The sequence below is a fragment of the Paenibacillus sp. CB74 genome, from assembly GCF_055687625.1.
The window spans coordinates 2280781-2296476 of the sequence record NZ_CM146009.1 but is presented as its reverse complement, the minus strand read 5'-3'; the positions used below and the strand labels follow the sequence as shown (position 1 = coordinate 2296476).

General features: G+C 45.5%; 16 protein-coding genes and 1 other annotated feature. Of the genes, 11 read left to right on the top strand and 5 right to left on the bottom strand.

Annotated features, from left to right (window positions below):
• Window positions 1–28: 28 nt before the first annotated feature.
• On the top strand, window positions 29–616 hold the full coding sequence (locus tag ACX9NY_RS10165; RefSeq protein ID WP_472478471.1) for a GNAT family N-acetyltransferase: 588 nt from the start codon (window positions 29–31) through the stop codon (window positions 614–616).
• A 114-nt stretch (window positions 617–730) separates the two neighbouring features.
• On the opposite strand, the gene ACX9NY_RS10160 is transcribed toward ACX9NY_RS10165, so the two are convergent.
• Window positions 731–1090, bottom strand: a complete 360-nt coding sequence (locus ACX9NY_RS10160) for a MerR family transcriptional regulator (protein WP_339242273.1) — start codon at window positions 1088–1090, stop codon at window positions 731–733.
• A 103-nt stretch (window positions 1091–1193) separates the two neighbouring features.
• On the opposite strand from ACX9NY_RS10160, the gene ACX9NY_RS10155 reads away from it, so the two are divergent.
• Window positions 1194–1904 carry an SDR family NAD(P)-dependent oxidoreductase gene (locus tag ACX9NY_RS10155; RefSeq protein WP_342572854.1) on the top strand — a complete coding sequence of 237 codons (711 nt, stop codon included), beginning with the start codon at window positions 1194–1196 and terminating at the stop codon, window positions 1902–1904.
• Window positions 1905–2151: 247 nt separating this feature from the next.
• Complete coding sequence (locus ACX9NY_RS10150) at window positions 2152–2622, top strand: GNAT family N-acetyltransferase (RefSeq protein ID WP_339242277.1); 471 nt, start codon at window positions 2152–2154, stop codon at window positions 2620–2622.
• 181 nt (window positions 2623–2803) lie between these two features.
• Here the strand turns inward: ACX9NY_RS10150 and ACX9NY_RS10145 are convergent, their stop codons facing one another.
• Window positions 2804–4321 carry a sensor histidine kinase gene (locus ACX9NY_RS10145; RefSeq protein WP_472478469.1) on the bottom strand — a complete coding sequence of 506 codons (1518 nt, stop codon included), beginning with the start codon at window positions 4319–4321 and terminating at the stop codon, window positions 2804–2806.
• The gene (locus ACX9NY_RS10140) at window positions 4321–5004 is read right to left on the bottom strand and encodes a response regulator transcription factor (protein ID WP_342573360.1); all 684 of its coding nucleotides are present in this window, start codon (window positions 5002–5004) and stop codon (window positions 4321–4323) included. Before ACX9NY_RS10140 ends, ACX9NY_RS10145 begins: the two co-directional genes overlap by 1 nt.
• A gap of 204 nt (window positions 5005–5208) precedes the next feature.
• On the opposite strand from ACX9NY_RS10140, the gene ACX9NY_RS10135 reads away from it, so the two are divergent.
• The 6 genes from ACX9NY_RS10135 to asd all read left to right on the top strand — a co-directional run bounded on the left by ACX9NY_RS10135 (window position 5209) and on the right by asd (window position 12302).
• Window positions 5209–7395 (top strand): ArnT family glycosyltransferase, encoded by a 2187-nt coding sequence (locus tag ACX9NY_RS10135; protein ID WP_472478467.1) that lies wholly within the window; start codon window positions 5209–5211, stop codon window positions 7393–7395.
• Window positions 7396–7446: 51 nt separating this feature from the next.
• On the top strand, window positions 7447–8433 hold the full coding sequence (locus ACX9NY_RS10130) for a glycosyltransferase family 2 protein (RefSeq protein WP_472478465.1): 987 nt from the start codon (window positions 7447–7449) through the stop codon (window positions 8431–8433).
• Window positions 8426–8818 (top strand): GtrA family protein, encoded by a 393-nt coding sequence (locus tag ACX9NY_RS10125; RefSeq protein ID WP_472478463.1) that lies wholly within the window; start codon window positions 8426–8428, stop codon window positions 8816–8818. The genes ACX9NY_RS10130 and ACX9NY_RS10125 overlap by 8 nt, the downstream gene beginning before the upstream one ends.
• Before the next feature lie 57 nt (window positions 8819–8875).
• On the top strand, window positions 8876–9748 hold the full coding sequence (gene galU, locus ACX9NY_RS10120) for a UTP--glucose-1-phosphate uridylyltransferase GalU (protein ID WP_472478461.1): 873 nt from the start codon (window positions 8876–8878) through the stop codon (window positions 9746–9748).
• Between the two features lie 151 nt (window positions 9749–9899).
• Window positions 9900–10745 (top strand): class I SAM-dependent methyltransferase, encoded by an 846-nt coding sequence (locus ACX9NY_RS10115; RefSeq protein WP_472478459.1) that lies wholly within the window; start codon window positions 9900–9902, stop codon window positions 10743–10745.
• Window positions 10746–10823: 78 nt separating this feature from the next.
• Window positions 10824–11099, top strand: a binding site (T-box leader).
• Between the two features lie 117 nt (window positions 11100–11216).
• Window positions 11217–12302 (top strand): aspartate-semialdehyde dehydrogenase, encoded by a 1086-nt coding sequence (gene asd, locus ACX9NY_RS10110; RefSeq protein ID WP_074094892.1) that lies wholly within the window; start codon window positions 11217–11219, stop codon window positions 12300–12302.
• A 167-nt stretch (window positions 12303–12469) separates the two neighbouring features.
• Here the strand turns inward: asd and ACX9NY_RS10105 are convergent, their stop codons facing one another.
• Window positions 12470–12964 (bottom strand): MerR family transcriptional regulator, encoded by a 495-nt coding sequence (locus ACX9NY_RS10105; RefSeq protein WP_472478457.1) that lies wholly within the window; start codon window positions 12962–12964, stop codon window positions 12470–12472.
• A 173-nt stretch (window positions 12965–13137) separates the two neighbouring features.
• Between ACX9NY_RS10105 and ACX9NY_RS10100 the strand changes: the two genes are divergently transcribed.
• Window positions 13138–13989 (top strand): aldo/keto reductase, encoded by an 852-nt coding sequence (locus ACX9NY_RS10100; RefSeq protein ID WP_339242291.1) that lies wholly within the window; start codon window positions 13138–13140, stop codon window positions 13987–13989.
• A 121-nt stretch (window positions 13990–14110) separates the two neighbouring features.
• On the opposite strand, the gene ACX9NY_RS10095 is transcribed toward ACX9NY_RS10100, so the two are convergent.
• A complete protein-coding gene (locus ACX9NY_RS10095; RefSeq protein WP_472478455.1) occupies window positions 14111–15079 on the bottom strand; it encodes a bile acid:sodium symporter family protein in 969 nt (322 codons plus the stop codon).
• Window positions 15080–15214: 135 nt separating this feature from the next.
• Between ACX9NY_RS10095 and ACX9NY_RS10090 the strand changes: the two genes are divergently transcribed.
• On the top strand, window positions 15215–15691 hold the full coding sequence (locus ACX9NY_RS10090; RefSeq protein WP_472478453.1) for a DUF6376 family protein: 477 nt from the start codon (window positions 15215–15217) through the stop codon (window positions 15689–15691).
• The last annotated feature ends 5 nt before the right edge of the window (window positions 15692–15696 follow it).

The following is a 15696-nucleotide window of genomic DNA, read 5'->3' as shown; positions in this document are numbered from 1 at the left end:
ACGTAAATCAGTATGTGGAGGGAACTTTATGAAACAAACCATTTCAAGTGATGAATTAATCATTGATTGCAAGGATATTTATTTGCGCGAGTATCGACTTGAGGACTTAGAGAAACTGCAAGAAATTACGTGGCAACCTGAGGTGTATGAATTGTTACCGGGATGGAACGCTACAATGGAAGAGAGAACCCTGTGGCTCACCGAATATGAAATTCCTGAGAATCAGCGTTTTAAACAAGCAGCATTGGCAGGAGGAAATATCGGAGAGTTATATTTACGTATGGCTATCGTACTTAAAGAAAATGACGAGTTCATAGGGTGGTGCTGCTCAGGGACCAAGGACGAACTGCCAGCACCCAATCGGGAAATTATGTACGGTATTTCGAAACACTTCAGGAATCGTGGCTATACAACGCAGGCAGTAAAAGGGATGACACAGTATTTGTTTGAACATACAAACGTTGAAATATTAAATGCCATCGCTTTGATTACCAATCAAGCATCCAATAAGGTGATACAGAAATGTAATTTTGAACGGTTAAATTTGATCGAGATCGAGATCGAGAATGAACCTTATCACCATTATCAACTGTGTAAGCATGAAGGTCATTTTTGATAGAACATAGTCCCATGTAGAATTGTTATAACATTAACATTTTGGATCAGGCTAGACAGTTATTGCTGGCTGCCTGATCTTTTTCTTTCATTTATTTATAGGACAAGGCTTATTTTAAAAATTTTCTCCGCGATAATAGCGTTCCAGTTTGTGATCCAAATGAACAAGCTGCGCTTTTTTCTCCTCGATATCATTCAGCAACTTTTGCTTTTGATCCTCAATTAGCCTGGTTCTTTCTTTCAACGTGGAGGTTCCTTCATTGACCTGATCATAATACTTTTTGATGTCTTCCACACTCATCCCCGTTTCACGAAGGCATTTGATAAAAACCAGCCAGTTCAGATCATCCTCCAAATAAAGGCGGTTATTCTGCTCATTTCGTGCAGCAGGTTTCAGCAGTCCCTTTCTTTCATAAAAGCGGATCGCTCCAATCGAGATATCAACTTTTTTGGCTACTTCTCCAATCGTTAACATGTGAATCCACCTTTTTATAAAAAAAAATTTGACCTGCACTAAGTGTAGCATAGTAACTTATACATTGTTAAATAAAAATCTAATGACGGAAAGAAGGATTCACATGAAAAAGACTGTTTTTGTAACCGGAGCAAATAAAGGAATTGGATATGAAATTGTAAAACAGTTGGGTGAAGCTGGTTGGAAAGTTATCCTTGGCGCAAGGAGTGTCGAACGGGGGGAAGCAGCTGTTTCGGAGTTAACTTCCAGGGGATTGGATGTAGAATTTGTGCAGATCGACATGATCGACATGAAGAGTATCGAACTGGCAGCTGATACGATTTATAAGAAGTATCCCTCAATAAACCTTCTGATCAATAATGCAGGTATGCCTGGTGCATTCTCTCATTCCTTCACGGATACGAAAGAGGAAGACCTGCGGAACGCCTTCGAAGTGAACTTTTTCGGCACGTTCCGTTTGAATCAGCGTTTGTTCCCGTTAATTAAAGATAATGAAGGCACAATCATTAATGTTTCGACCGACATGGCATCTCTGGACCATATGCAAAATGCGGAATTCACTTTAAATGCCTTCGACTATAACTCATCCAAAACGGCCAACAGTGCCATGACTCTTTCCATGGCCTATGAAGTCAAAAACAGCAAGGCTCAAGTCTTTGCAGTCACGCCCGGATTCACTTCAACAGATCTTAACGGCAATGCCGAAGGCGGTAAATCAAAAGAAGCCGGCGCTGCGATTATCGTGCGTTATGCGACAGATGGTAAACGCCATAATGGGGAGTTCCTTGATGAGAATGGCGTATACCCTTGGTAATCCATAAGATGATGGGTATGAGGGGCTAAAAAGTCTTGAGTTCATTCTGACTGATTTTGTCTCTTGGATAGCAAGGAATATGAGAATATAACGTCGAATAAGAAAAATGTGTTTGTTAGTTCTAATTTATTAGTTGTATATGAAACAAACATAAACGTAGACGAACATCTTTCTTGTACCAGTTTAAGAGAGCATGTACTGAAAAATCATATTTCTAACAAGTGTATCAATCGGAGGTATATATTTAATGGGGGTTTCATTAGATAAAGCATGTTTAACAGATGCAGTGACTATTCATGAGATGAAAGTTAAATCATTTATGCCTTTGTTGGAAAAATATCAGGATTTTGAAACAAGCCCTGCTAATGAAACCGTAGAAAGAGTTATTACTCAAATCAATCAATCTTTTACAGATTATTTCATAATTCGTCATCTTGAAATTGCTGTTGGTGGAATAAGAGTCGTGAAAAAAGAAAATCAAGTCTACAGTGTTAGCCCAATTTTTATACTGCCAGAACATCAAGGAAAAGGAATTGCTCAAAAAGTCTTTACAATAGTTGAGCAGATATATGATGATGCAAAATCATGGAAACTAGGTACCATCTTGCAAGAGAAGGGAAACTGTTATTTGTATGAAAAGATAGGCTATAAAAAAACAGGTGCAACAAAAGCAATTAACGACAAAATGACAATGGTATTTTATGAGAAGCATTTATAGGCCGTAAATCCTTGAATAAGGGGCTTCAGATTCCTAAGCTTGTAAGCCCGGAAGCCTCAAACCAATTGGACTACTACTCTTCACTCTATCAAACAGATACAAAAAAGAATCCCCCATTCGTTTCTTAATTGAAATGATGGGGGATTCTTCATGGCAATGAAAAGCCGGAGTCTACCTCAATTCAGACATCAGTCTTATACAGCGGCATCAAAATCATAAATTCAGTCCCCACGCCTATCTGACTTCGTACTGTAATTTTCCCACCATACGACTCCACAATTGAGCGGGTAATGGCTAGACCGAGACCTGCACCACCTTGTTTACGCGAACGAGAACTGCTTGTGCGGTAAAATCGCTCAAAGATATGGGGCAGATGTGCAGGTTCAATGCCTGTGCCGTTATCCTTTACTGACAATTCAGCCTTATGGTGCGTGGCATACAACGTAATGGAGATGGCTCCATGCTCTGGATCGGTGTGCTGCACCGCATTATGGAACAGATTCAGCACAACCTGCTTCAGCTTATAAGGGTCAGCCAGTATATGGACCGCAGCCGTCAAGTCCAGATGAATGGACCTCAGCTGAGCCATCATCGCAAGTTGGGGTTGCATTTCGAGCAACAGACTGTCCAACTGAATGACCTCACGCTCCTGCTTCGGAGCCTGGTCCAACTTGGTCAGGAGCAGTAAATCTTCAACGAGCTTGTTAATTCGTACCGATTCGCCGTGCATGCTGTCCAGTGCTTTATACAATTGATCCTGATTGGTCGCTGCTCCCCGCTGTAGAACTTCAATGAAGCCGTGAATGGAGGTAAGCGGGGTACGAAGCTCATGGGAAGCATCGGACAAGAAACGCTGCATCTGCTCTTTCGATTCCCGCTCCGCTTCAAACGAGTTCTCCAACCTTTCAAGCATCCCATTAAATGAAACGGCGAGCTGATCCACTTCCTCTTGTCCCTGAACGACGGGAAGGCGTTCTGCAAGGCTGCCTGCATCGATCTGCTGAACTTTATTAACCATGTTGGACAGGGGAATCAATGTCCGGCGTAATACCTTAGTGTATAGAATAAGACCAGCTACCATGGCCAACAGTGATAACATCAGAAAGATCAGAAGCTGTTTAATAATCAAGTCTTTCAGTGGTTTTGTAGCTGTGCCCATCTGGACCATGGGTAAGCCCCGATTGCGTGGACCTGGTGAGGCGAATACAATCAATTGCTCATTCCCTTGACTATCCGTTACGATCCGGTAGGGAATATGTTTTTGTTCTTTCAACTCCGCTGTAATGTCTTGATATTCAACGCTTGATAGATGAGGAGCTTTCAGACCGTCTTCCCCAAAAACATCCTCGAACGTACCTTGATTATCAAACAACGCCAGTGACCGGTCCGGAATAAATAGCACCCGATTGCCAGATCCGTTACCTGCCTGTCCTCCAAAAGGATTGTTGGAAGAGCCACTACGTGACTGGATTCCAAGCCACACCGGGGGCATGGACATGAGCTGTTCTTGCATGGTTTTTGCCTGATTTCGATACAGAAAGCTTTCCATGATCCAGAATTGCAGGATACCGATTAACAATAGCAACCCAGCAAGCACGAACAGAGAACGTGAGAGCAATTGAGAACGCAGTGAACGGGGCCAGATCCATTGGTGAAGACGTCTTAAACGAAGTTTATTTTTCTTAGGCAGTGAGTTCATCAGAGGTCCACCCTGTACCCGACACCCCGAAGCGTGCGTATGAGTTTATGCTCTTTGTCCCCGAGTTTGTCACGCAAGGAGCGAACATATACCTCCACAATATTTTCTTCTCCGCCAAAATCATACCCCCATACCCGGCTCAAAATGGTTGCTTTGCTAAGTACGATCCCATGATTAAGCACAATAAATTTTAACAGTTCGTATTCGGTTGGAGATAACTCCAGGACCTGATTCTGATAGGTGATCTCTTTGCGCTGATCATCAATTCGGAATGGGCCGTGGGTGACGGCTCCTATTAATAAAGGAAATTGATTGCGCAGTCTGGCCTGAATTCGAGCGAGCAGCTCGTCGAAGGCAAAGGGTTTGATCATATAATCATCAGCCCCCAGCCAAAGGCCCTTAACCCGATTCTCGACTTCGTCCTTCGCTGTCAGCATAATAACACCAATCTGAGCTCCGGTCTTACGAAGACGCTCGACCACTTCGAATCCATCCATCTCTGGCATCATGACATCCAGAATAGCCATATGTGGCCTGAATTCAAGTGCCAACTCAAGCGCAGCCGCTCCATCCGGTGCCGTACGCACATCGAAGCCTTCATTGCTTAATCCAAGCTCCAGAAATTGCAAAATATGTGGTTCATCATCAGCCAATAGTATTTTAATTCCGCTGCTAAGCTTCATAATGCGGGGTTCCTCCTTGCTTGCTTCCATCTTAATTCTCCCTCAAGTGAGAGGGACTATATGTTGTATTATCGCTTGCCAAACTGAAATTTAGCTGAAAGGATGATGAATTATCCTCAGACAACATTCAGCGGACACTCATCCCAGTTTTATTTTGACATGTCAGAATAGTAGACATGAAGAACTTTGAAGGAGTGATTAACATTGAATAACACCAAAAGAAGGATGGATTTTGTCCTTCTGCCAATTGTATTACTGGCGGCGTTTTTGAATGGGTACGGTATCTGGAACGATCAATATGCCAATTCCTACTATACGACTGCCGTTGGTAGTATGCTCAGCAACTTCCATAACTTTTTCTATGCTTCACTAGACTCGGCAGGCTCCGTCACTGTAGATAAACCACCTGTGGTCTTCTGGATTCAGACGGCTTTTGCCTATGTCTTCGGATTGCACGGATGGAGTGTTATTTTGCCACAGGTATTAGCGGGAATCGGTTCGGTGCTCCTGATCTATTTCATGGTGAAACCTACATACGGTCTTGCAGCAGCACGGATCTCGGCGCTTGCAATGGCGACTGTGCCTGTCGTGGCGGCAGTCAGCCGGACCAACAATATTGACAGCATGCTGGTGTTTACACTCTTGCTGGGTTCATGGTTTTTGTTCAAAGGCAGCAAACAAAACAGTGCTTGGCGCATACTGGTTGCCTTTGGATTAATCGGCTTAGCCTTTAATATGAAAATGCTTCAAGCCTACATGATTCTCCCGGCTTTTTATTTGTTCTATTTGCTCGCATTTCAGGCGAAATGGAGAAGGAAGATCATCCTGATGATCGGCAGTACAGCGGTTCTGGCGGTCGTTTCCTTATCCTGGGCCGTCACTGTGGATTCCATACCCGAAGACGAGCGTCCTTATATCGGCAGCAGTGAAACGAACTCGGTCATGGAACTGGCATTTGGATACAACGGCCTGGCTCGTCTAACGGGTCAGCAGAATACTTCAGGTAACGCTGGTATGCCAAATGGGATCGGACAGGGAAATAATCGTGGCAATCGAGGGGATTCGACCTCATCTCCTAATCAGACGGATAGTGGTTCCCCAGGCTCTGGGCAAGCTGGCAATGCACCGGATACCGATAATTCAAATGCTTCAAACGGAAGGAACACCATGGGCGGCATGAATGGGCTGAATGGCAATTTCCCGAACGGACAGATGCCAAATGATATGGAAATGCCAAACGGAAGAAATTTTGGCGGTAATGGTGGCGGAGGCATGGGAGGAATGTTTGGAACGGGGGAGAAGGGTCCTTTGCGTCTCTTCCAGACTGAATTGTCAGGTCAGGCAAGTTGGCTATTGCCAGTTGTGCTGCTTGGGTGCATTGCCATATTTGCAGGGTTAAGACGGAGAAGTATAACCAACAAGCACAAGGAGGCCTTGTTCTGGTTGGCCTGGCTGCTACCGGTTGCTGCCTTTTTCAGTGTGGCAGGGTTCTTCCATCAATATTATCTGATTATGCTTGCACCTCCAATTGCAGCGCTGACTGGCGCAGGATTTGTAGCGATGTGGAAGTTATATCGTGATCGCACCGGATGGCAGGCGTGGTTGCTTCCGGTGTCCATACTGCTTACGACGCTGTTCGGCTGGTATATCATGCAGTTGTATAACGATACGATTGGTGCAGGATGGTCGATTAGTGAATTCATCGCAGGCATTCTGGTTACGGTCATTCTGATCGTTATGCTTCATCGCACACATCGATGGAAACAGGGCTTCATTATCGCGGGATTCATGGTGATGCTGATTGGTCCAATCTATTGGGCATTCACCCCAATTACTTATGGTGGCAACAGCATGATTCCGGCAGCAGGACCTACGGGTTCCAATAGCATGTTTGGTCGAGCCGGAATGGGCATGCCGATGGGTAACGGTGCAGGAGATACAGAAATGCCTGCAACGGGTGGCCGAGGTGGAATGGGTAACCGTAACGAAGAAGTGGATACAGCCACATTGAATTATCTGAAAGAGCACAATACGGGCGAAACGTATCTCTTCGCCACTACGGACTATAATCAGGCAGCGCCTTATATCATCGATGAGAAAGCAGCAGTGATTACGCTTGGCGGTTTCTCCGGATCAGACCCGGTGTACACCACAGAGGAACTTGAGGAACTCGTCAAGAGCGGGCAAGTGAAATATTTCATGGTTGGTGGCATGGGTGGCCGTGGAGGAAACTCGGAAATTACCGATTGGATCAAAGAACATGGAACCGAGATTCCAACGTCAGAATGGAAGACAGGCATCGACAGTGGATCTATGGATAACGGAGACACCGGAAACAGAGCTGGCTTTGGATTCGGCGGACAGACGACCTTGTACGAAGTGAAATTATAAACTGTAATGAAAATCTCGAACGAAGTCCATTGGAAAAGGGAGGGGACGAACATGGCTCACGCGTACCGATACAGCATTATTATTCCCATGTATAACGAGGAAGCGGTGATTGAGGAGACTTATCGGCGTCTGAAGAAGGTCATGGGCAGCACAGGAGAGAGCTATGAACTGCTGTTTGTCAATGATGGCAGCGTGGATCGAAGCGCACAGATGATCCGTGATTACGCTCGTTGGGACGAGAGTGTGAAGCTGATTGATTTTGCTCGTAACTTCGGACATCAGATTGCGATAACAGCAGGTATGGATTATGCAGCGGGGGATGCCGTGGTTATTATTGATGCGGATCTGCAGGACCCTCCCGAACTGATACTGGATATGATCGCCAAATGGGAAGAGGGTTATGAAGTCGTATATGCCCGTCGCACCAGACGAAGCGGGGAAACTCGTTTCAAGAGATGGTCGGCAAGTCTGTTCTATCGTCTACTTCGTGCCTCCACGGATACGGATATCCCGGTAGACACCGGAGACTTCCGCCTCATTGACCGCAAAGTATGTGATGAAATGAAACGTCTTCCGGAGAAAAACCGATTTGTGCGCGGGTTGGTCAGTTGGGTTGGATTTCGTCAGACGGCTATTGAATATGAACGGGATGAACGTCTGGCAGGTGAAACGAAATATCCGCTGAAACGCATGCTGAAGCTGAGCCTGGATGGCATTACGTCATTTTCGCATAAACCGCTCAAGCTGGCAGGATATGTAGGTGCGATCCTGTCGGTAGGTGGATTCATCTACATGTTAACGGTTATTAGTTCAGCCATCTTTACGGATTCTACGATTAAAGGATGGCCCTCCATTGTGAGTATCATGTTGATGTTTAACGGATTCATCCTGATTATGCTGGGCATTCTGGGCGAGTATGTTGGCCGAATCTATGATGAGACCAAGGCACGTCCACTATACATTGTAAGAGACGTGGTTCAGGCCGAGAGTCAGCAAGTGCAATCCCGATTGACAGCCCGAGTCGCTCATCATGACTAAGCGTCTGGTAACAATCTTCAAGTTTGGTATTGTGGGTGTTGCGAATACCGCAGTGGATGCGGCGGTGTTTGCTATACTCGCACTGGTCGGTATGCCGATTCTGATTGCTCAAGGAGTCTCGTACAGCTGCGGTGTTGCGAACAGCTATTGGCTGAACGGCAGGTGGACTTTTCGAGATGCGACGCGAGGGGGTAACGATAGAGCGAAGCTTATTCGTTTTCTAATCACCAATCTCATCGTTCTTGCATTATCAGCCCTCATTATGATGACATTGCACGATGAGTTGGGATGGAGTCTCGTGATGAGCAAGATCTTGGCGACATTAATGGGAATGGTCCTGAACTATATGGCTAGTAGATATTGGGTGTTTCGTATAGCAGCTTAGCTGCGCGCAATATGAAATATTAGTTATACGAAGCAAATGAAAGGAGTGTATGATGAAATGCAAATTAAAAAAGCCGTTATTCCGGCAGCGGGTCTCGGAACCCGTTTCCTGCCAGCAACGAAGGCACAGCCTAAAGAGATGTTGCCCATCGTGGATAAACCGGCTATCCAATACATTGTTGAAGAAGCAGTGCAGTCAGGCATTGAGAATATCCTCATTGTGACTGGACGTAACAAAAAATCCATAGAAGACCATTTTGATAAATCGGTTGAACTTGAACATTCTTTATATGCCAAGGGCAAACAGTCTTTACTGGAAGAGGTGCAAGCGATCAGCGAGATGGCCAATATTCATTTTATTCGTCAAAAAGAACCGCTGGGTCTGGGGCATGCCATTGGATGTGCACGGCAGTTTGTAGGAGATGATGCCTTCGCAGTACTGCTCGGCGATGACATTATGGTGTCTGATCCGCCTGCACTGGCCCAGATGGTTCATCTCTATGAAAAGACAGGCAGCCAGATCATCGGTGTCCGTCAGGTAGACGCGGCAAATGTGAGCAAATATGGCATTATTGATTCGGCTGGTGCAGAGGACCGGGTTCACCGAGTCACCAATCTGGTCGAAAAACCTTCCCTTGCAGAAGCACCATCCCGAACAGCTGTAATGGGAAGATACATTCTGAAACCTTCCATCTTTCCCATTCTGGATCAGATCGAGAGAGGGGCCGGAGGGGAATATCAGTTAACGGATGCCTTGAAAGAAATAAGTCAGGTGGAGGAGTTGTTAGCTCTTGAACTGAAAGGACGTCGCTACGATATTGGCGATCAATTCGGATATATTCAGGCGATCTTGGAGATCGGATTGATGCGCAAGGAATTACAGCCCATGCTGACACCCTATCTTCAAAAGCTTGCAACCCAGTGGGTATAGGCATTGATATGAAGCAGAGGCCCACATCTGCTGCAACAAGAGAGCCTTTCCTTCGTACATGGTTCTTTCATCGAATCCAGCATTGTACAATGTTTCCAGTAACGCTACAATGAGCAAGAAGTTCAAGTTGCTCTTGGAGGAGTGAGGAATCATGAATGAGACTATCATCAGGGACCTTATTAAGTATATGGACGTCGAGGACAACGCCGCCATTCAGTACATTCAGACCGAGCATCGGATGAAACTGGGACACTTTTGGGGAATACAGAAAGGTAACCGTGTGCTGGAAATCGGGTGTGGTCAGGGAGATACAACAGCCGTGCTTGCACACCTGGTGGGGGAGCATGGGTACGTTCATGGTCTAGATATTGCACCAGAGGATTATGGTTCACCGTTGACCGTAGGTGAAGCGGCAGCCAAGCTGCTGAGATCTCCGCTGGGTGACCGAATTCGAATGGATTATGAGTTCGATATTCTAAGTGATGAGGTTCAATTTGCCGAGAATGAGTTCGATGTGATTGTACTATCCCATTGTTCCTGGTACTTGAAATCGTTTGACGAACTCGCCCGGATTCTTAGCAAGGTTAGGACGTGGGGACATCAGTTATGTTTTGCCGAATGGGATGCACGAGTAACAGATGTGAGCCAGCTCTCGCATTGGTTATCCGTTCTCATTCAGTCCCAGGTTGAATGTTACAAGGAGAACAGCTTCTCCAATGTGCGTACGCTTTTTACACCGGAGGATATTCAGGAGCTTGTCACTGCGTCAGGCTGGATGATGAAGGAAGAGATTTCGATCCATTCTTCCGAGCTGCAGGATGGTCGCTGGGAAACTGAAATGACACTGGCAGAAGCGCCTGAGGAACTAAAACGGCTTCCGATCCCGGACAAAGTAAAAACACTTCTTCTTTCCGAACTGAAATTACTTAGAACACATCATGCGTTGGGCCCTGGGAGTCCACTGGGGACGTATGCCATTATTGCCAACAAACAGTAAGGAAATCACGAATAAATTTTAATAGCCAAAAAAATATGTTTACTTCATCACGGTAATTTTGATATTATAATCGCAATATCAAATGCGACGAAGAGACGAGTAGATAAAAACAATTCTTTCAAAGAGAGCTCCGGCAGCTGAAAAGGAGTAAAGAACTTTTTATTGAATAAAGACTCAGAGCAGCACATCGGAACTTAGCATTAAGGGATGGTGTGACAGGCGCTCCTGTTACAGAGCTAGAGTAGGAAGGTATACAACAGCAACATGGTTGTGTAACCTTTACTTGAAGAGGCGGATATGGTGACATATCAGCGAATCTGGGTGGTACCACGAGAGTTCAATCTCGTCCCTGAGACTATTGTCTTGGGGATGGGATTTTTTGGTTTTTTCGGGGCTGTGACTACACGCTTTGGAATTGCCTGAATAGTGTTTAATAAGAGGAAACTCACACCGAAAGGAAATGATGATTGAATGTCAGCAAAATTGAAAGTTGGTATCGTCGGTGGAACGGGAATGGTAGGTCAGCGTTTTGTAGACCTGCTCGATCAACATCCATGGTTTGAAGTAACAGCTATTTCTGCAAGCGCCAATTCGGCAGGTAAAACATATGAAGAATCCGTACAGGGCAGATGGAAACTCGCAGTTCCTATTCCGGAAGCAGTGAAGAAAATCGTGGTTCAAGATGCTTCGCAGGTCGAAGCTTTTGCCAGCCAGGTTGATTTTATTTTCTGCGCGGTTGATATGAAAAAGAATGAGATCCAAGCGCTCGAAGAGGCTTATGCCAAGACAGGAACACCTGTCGTATCCAACAACTCCGCTCACCGCTGGACAGCAGATGTACCTATGGTAATTCCTGAGATTAACCCGGGACATCTGGACGTGATTGAAGCTCAACGCAAACGTCTGGGTACGAAAACCGGATTCATTGCCGTAAAACCAAACTGCTCCATTCAGAGTTATGTGCCAGCATTGCACGCCTTGCGTGAGTTCAACCCGACTCAGGTCGTTGCTTCCACATATCAAGCCATCTCAGGAGCAGGTAAAAACTTTACGGACTGGCCGGATATGCTCGATAATGTCATTCCATACATCGGTGGCGAAGAAGAGAAGAGTGAACAGGAACCACTCCGGATCTGGGGTAGCATCGAGAACAATCAGATCGTCAAAGCTTCTGCTCCATTAATTACAACACAATGTATTCGTGTGCCGGTAACGGATGGGCATCTGGCTACCGTGTTTGTAAACTTCGAGAAAAAACCAAGCAAAGACGAAATTCTGGAGCGTTGGTTGCAGTTCAAAGGTCGTCCGCAGGAACTGGCTCTGCCAAGTGCACCAAAACAATTCATTACGTATTTTGAAGAAGAGAACAGACCACAGACAAAACTGGATCGTGACATCGAACGCGGAATGGGTGTATCGACAGGCCGACTGCGCGAAGATTCACTCTATGATTACAAATTCGTTGGATTGTCCCACAACACGCTCCGCGGAGCGGCAGGTGGTGCGGTTCTGATCGCTGAATTGCTCAAAGCCGAAGGATACATTCAACCGAAATAAGCATCAAAGAATCATGAACAGCAACAGATTTCTGCAAAGAATGATTAGATGAAAACCATCACTTGTTGATGGTTTTTTTTGTGGGCTATATCCGGAAAACGGAGTGGAGTCATGGAGTGGTATGAAATATGTAAAGTGAAAAACGCCAACAGGATTGTCAGCGTTATTTACTGCGCAGCTGCCGGGCACGGACTCGAAGCTTCGGATTCAGGAAGAATACGACTCTTTAGCCGAGAAGCCGGACAGCTACCTTCTTCGTCGCGTTTGGTTTCCCAATTAATAGGATTGGTTATATCCGGGATGCGTTGCTCCAAAATGGCTTGATATTGACGTGCTTTCTCTTCCAAATGAGCAACCCGGCTCTTGGCTTCTTCAAGCTGAATCAGCGCTGCTTCCTTGTATTCCATCATAAGTGCGAATCGCTGTGCAACGGTTGAATCCCCTTCAAGACAGAGATCGACGTATGTTTTAATGTTCTCAATCGGTAAGCCAGTCTGTTTGAGGCATTTGACACCATGCAGCCAGTTGATGGATTCCTCATCAAACACCCGAATGTTATTTTTATTGCGTTGAATGCTTGGAACCAAACCTTTATCCGTGTAAAAGCGTACCGCGTGCTCTGTGAGTCCTGTAAGATGGGCAGCATCCTGAACCGTATACATATGTAATCCTCCTCGTAAAAAATATAATGGAGACCGCTTGACTTCGTCTAACACGAAGGAGCTAGGGTTATTGTAACGCAAGTCGGACGGAAGTGGAACAACTGCTTTTTTTGCTGAATTTCAGCAATACGTGAAGACTTGCGATTCACAATAGAACCTTAGGAGGCGTTAATATGCAAACTGTAACTTTAAATAATGGAGTGAAAATGCCGATCATCGGCTTTGGTGTCTACCAGGTTCCTGATGCCGATGAATGCGAGAACACGGTATATGAAGCATTGAAGGCAGGTTACCGCTTAATTGATACGGCCGCCGGATACCTGAACGAAGAAGCAGTTGGACGCGCGATCAAGCGCAGTGGCATACCGCGGGAAGAACTGTTTATCACGACCAAGCTATGGATTCAGGATGCCGGATATGAAAGTACCAAGCTGGCGTTTGCCAAATCGCTCAGTAAGCTGCAGCTCGATTATCTGGATATGTACCTCATTCATATGCCTTTTGGTGACTACTACGGGTCTTGGCGTGCGATGGAAGAACTGTACCGCGAGGGCAAGATCAAGGCAATAGGCGTCAGCAACTTCCTGCCAGACCGTCTGATGGACCTTATTGTTCATAACGAAATTGTGCCTGCCATCAATCAGATCGAAACACATCCGTTTCAACAGCAGGTCGATAGTGCTGCTTTTATGAAAGAACAGGGCATACAACACCAGTCATGGTCACCGTTTGCGGAAGGTCGCAACAATTTATTTAGTAACGAAGTGCTGGCTTCCATTGCCGGGAGACATAACAAATCCATCGCCCAGGTTGTACTCCGCTGGCTTGTGCAACAAGACATCGTGATTATTCCAAAATCGGTACGCAAAGAGCGGCTTATCGAGAACTTTGATATTTTCAATTTTGTACTGAGTCCGGAAGAGATCGCAACCATTTCCACGCTGGATACCAAGGAAAGTCTATTTATGAAGATTGACGACCCTGAAGTTGCCCAGATGCTAGGTAAGATGAAAGTGGATTTGTAAAGACAGAAACGAATGACTAGATTTACGAAGCGGAGTAGTATCGTAGCGATATTAGTAATAAAAGCAATCCAATGCAAAACGCCGACAATCATGTCGGCGTTTTTTACATTCCAGTATGTTGTTAGGCGGCAGATGTCTTATCCGACTTATGCAGAAGCTGAGAGCGACGAGCGAGCAGATAACCTGTCAGGGAAGCAAGCATCTGTTGGAATACCATCCCGAGCACGACCGGGACAGCAACAGGTGGCGGAAAATACGAAACAGCGAGTACTGCACCTGCGCTGATATTACGCATGCCTCCATTAAACACGAGAGCTACCTGGTCGGCCTCATTCCATCCCAACAATCGAGCAATAAAATAACTTAGTGCATACCCGAAAGATGCCAGGAAAATAATGATGACCGCAAGACCAGCCAATTTCCAGTTGAAATTGGCCAAGTAGGGGGCAACAACAGATCCATTTATTGCAACGACGGATGCCATAAACAATTTGGATAATGGATTCAATCTCGGTCCCCAGACCGGGACAATGGCGCCTTTGGTCCACTCATTCAAAAGCATACCGAGCAGGGATGGCACTACAATCATCCAGAACAGACTGCTCATCATGGCAGCTGTATCCAGGGTGACACTGGTGCCAATCAACAGAGATAATACGCCGGGAACTACGAAAGGAGCAAGCATCGTATCAATCAGGATGATGGAAAGCGTAAGTGCGATATTGCCCCGATAGATGCTGACCCAGATGAAGCTGCTTATTCCAGTTGGTATAACGGCTGCCAGAACCAGACCCGTTATGGTGTACGCATCTGTAGGGAACACCAGATGACCCATACCGAGAGCAATTAGAGGCATCGCCAAATGCAAAATAAACAGACATACAAACAAGGGGAACGGCTTCTTCAGTACATTGACAAAATCCCGTATCCCAAGACTGATACTTCCAGCGAACGTCATGAACGCAAAGAGCCAAGGAGATAAAAAGGTATAAGAAGAAAGGAAACTCCCGCATAACACGCCAATAATAATGCTGATTGGGGTAATCAGTGGCATGATGCGGTTCAAGCGTTGGTTCAAGGCTTGAAGCATTATCATGACATCCCTTTACCGTGTGATTTTACTATTATACATGTTAATAACGCTGGCTGCAGATCCATTTGCAATAAAACAGTCTAAACAGGTATCATGGACTTGGAACAAGGATTTAGAATAGGAGAAAGGGAGATGATCATGTTCATAAGAAAACGAAGGCACACATTAATGATGACAGGCCTTATCGCATCAAGTATTCTTTTGATTTCGGCCTGTTCTGTCGTGGAGCAAGCCAATGAAAGTTTAAATTATGTTAGTGGGGCTACTGATTATATAGAACAGGTATCGAACGCTGGCGCAGATCTGCAAGAGCTCGCATCAGGTGCAGTGAACAATCCGGAGATAACCACTCAGATTCAGGAGAAAATCGATCTGATTCAAGCAGAAGCAAGCGAATTTTCTCAGCTGACTGCTCCTGCAATCGGTGAGAGCATTCATGAGAATCTGGTCAGCTACAATACGCAATTAACGGAAGTTGTGGACCATTTCGAGAATACGATTACAGAGCAAGGGTTTACGGTGGAAAATTGGGAGAAGACGGGCATTCCTGAACTGATCACCAACATCAATAACCTGAAAGATCCGCTTAGTGGACTTCAGGGGGAATAAGTTGA

Excerpts from the sequence above, each read along its gene's own strand:
- ACX9NY_RS10165 (WP_472478471.1), top strand. The coding sequence starts at position 29 with ATGAAACAAACCATTTCAAGTGATGAATTAATCATTGATTGCAAGGAT.
- ACX9NY_RS10160 (WP_339242273.1), bottom strand. The coding sequence starts at position 1,090 with ATGTTAACGATTGGAGAAGTAGCCAAAAAAGTTGATATCTCGATTGGA.
- ACX9NY_RS10155 (WP_342572854.1), top strand. The coding sequence starts at position 1,194 with ATGAAAAAGACTGTTTTTGTAACCGGAGCAAATAAAGGAATTGGATAT.
- ACX9NY_RS10150 (WP_339242277.1), top strand. The coding sequence starts at position 2,152 with ATGGGGGTTTCATTAGATAAAGCATGTTTAACAGATGCAGTGACTATT.
- ACX9NY_RS10145 (WP_472478469.1), bottom strand. The coding sequence starts at position 4,321 with ATGAACTCACTGCCTAAGAAAAATAAACTTCGTTTAAGACGTCTTCAC.
- ACX9NY_RS10140 (WP_342573360.1), bottom strand. The coding sequence starts at position 5,004 with ATGAAGCTTAGCAGCGGAATTAAAATACTATTGGCTGATGATGAACCA.
- ACX9NY_RS10130 (WP_472478465.1), top strand. The coding sequence starts at position 7,447 with ATGGCTCACGCGTACCGATACAGCATTATTATTCCCATGTATAACGAG.
- ACX9NY_RS10125 (WP_472478463.1), top strand. The coding sequence starts at position 8,426 with ATGACTAAGCGTCTGGTAACAATCTTCAAGTTTGGTATTGTGGGTGTT.
- galU (WP_472478461.1), top strand. The coding sequence starts at position 8,876 with ATGCAAATTAAAAAAGCCGTTATTCCGGCAGCGGGTCTCGGAACCCGT.
- ACX9NY_RS10115 (WP_472478459.1), top strand. The coding sequence starts at position 9,900 with ATGAATGAGACTATCATCAGGGACCTTATTAAGTATATGGACGTCGAG.
- asd (WP_074094892.1), top strand. The coding sequence starts at position 11,217 with ATGTCAGCAAAATTGAAAGTTGGTATCGTCGGTGGAACGGGAATGGTA.
- ACX9NY_RS10105 (WP_472478457.1), bottom strand. The coding sequence starts at position 12,964 with ATGTATACGGTTCAGGATGCTGCCCATCTTACAGGACTCACAGAGCAC.
- ACX9NY_RS10100 (WP_339242291.1), top strand. The coding sequence starts at position 13,138 with ATGCAAACTGTAACTTTAAATAATGGAGTGAAAATGCCGATCATCGGC.
- ACX9NY_RS10095 (WP_472478455.1), bottom strand. The coding sequence starts at position 15,079 with ATGCTTCAAGCCTTGAACCAACGCTTGAACCGCATCATGCCACTGATT.
- ACX9NY_RS10090 (WP_472478453.1), top strand. The coding sequence starts at position 15,215 with ATGATCATGTTCATAAGAAAACGAAGGCACACATTAATGATGACAGGC.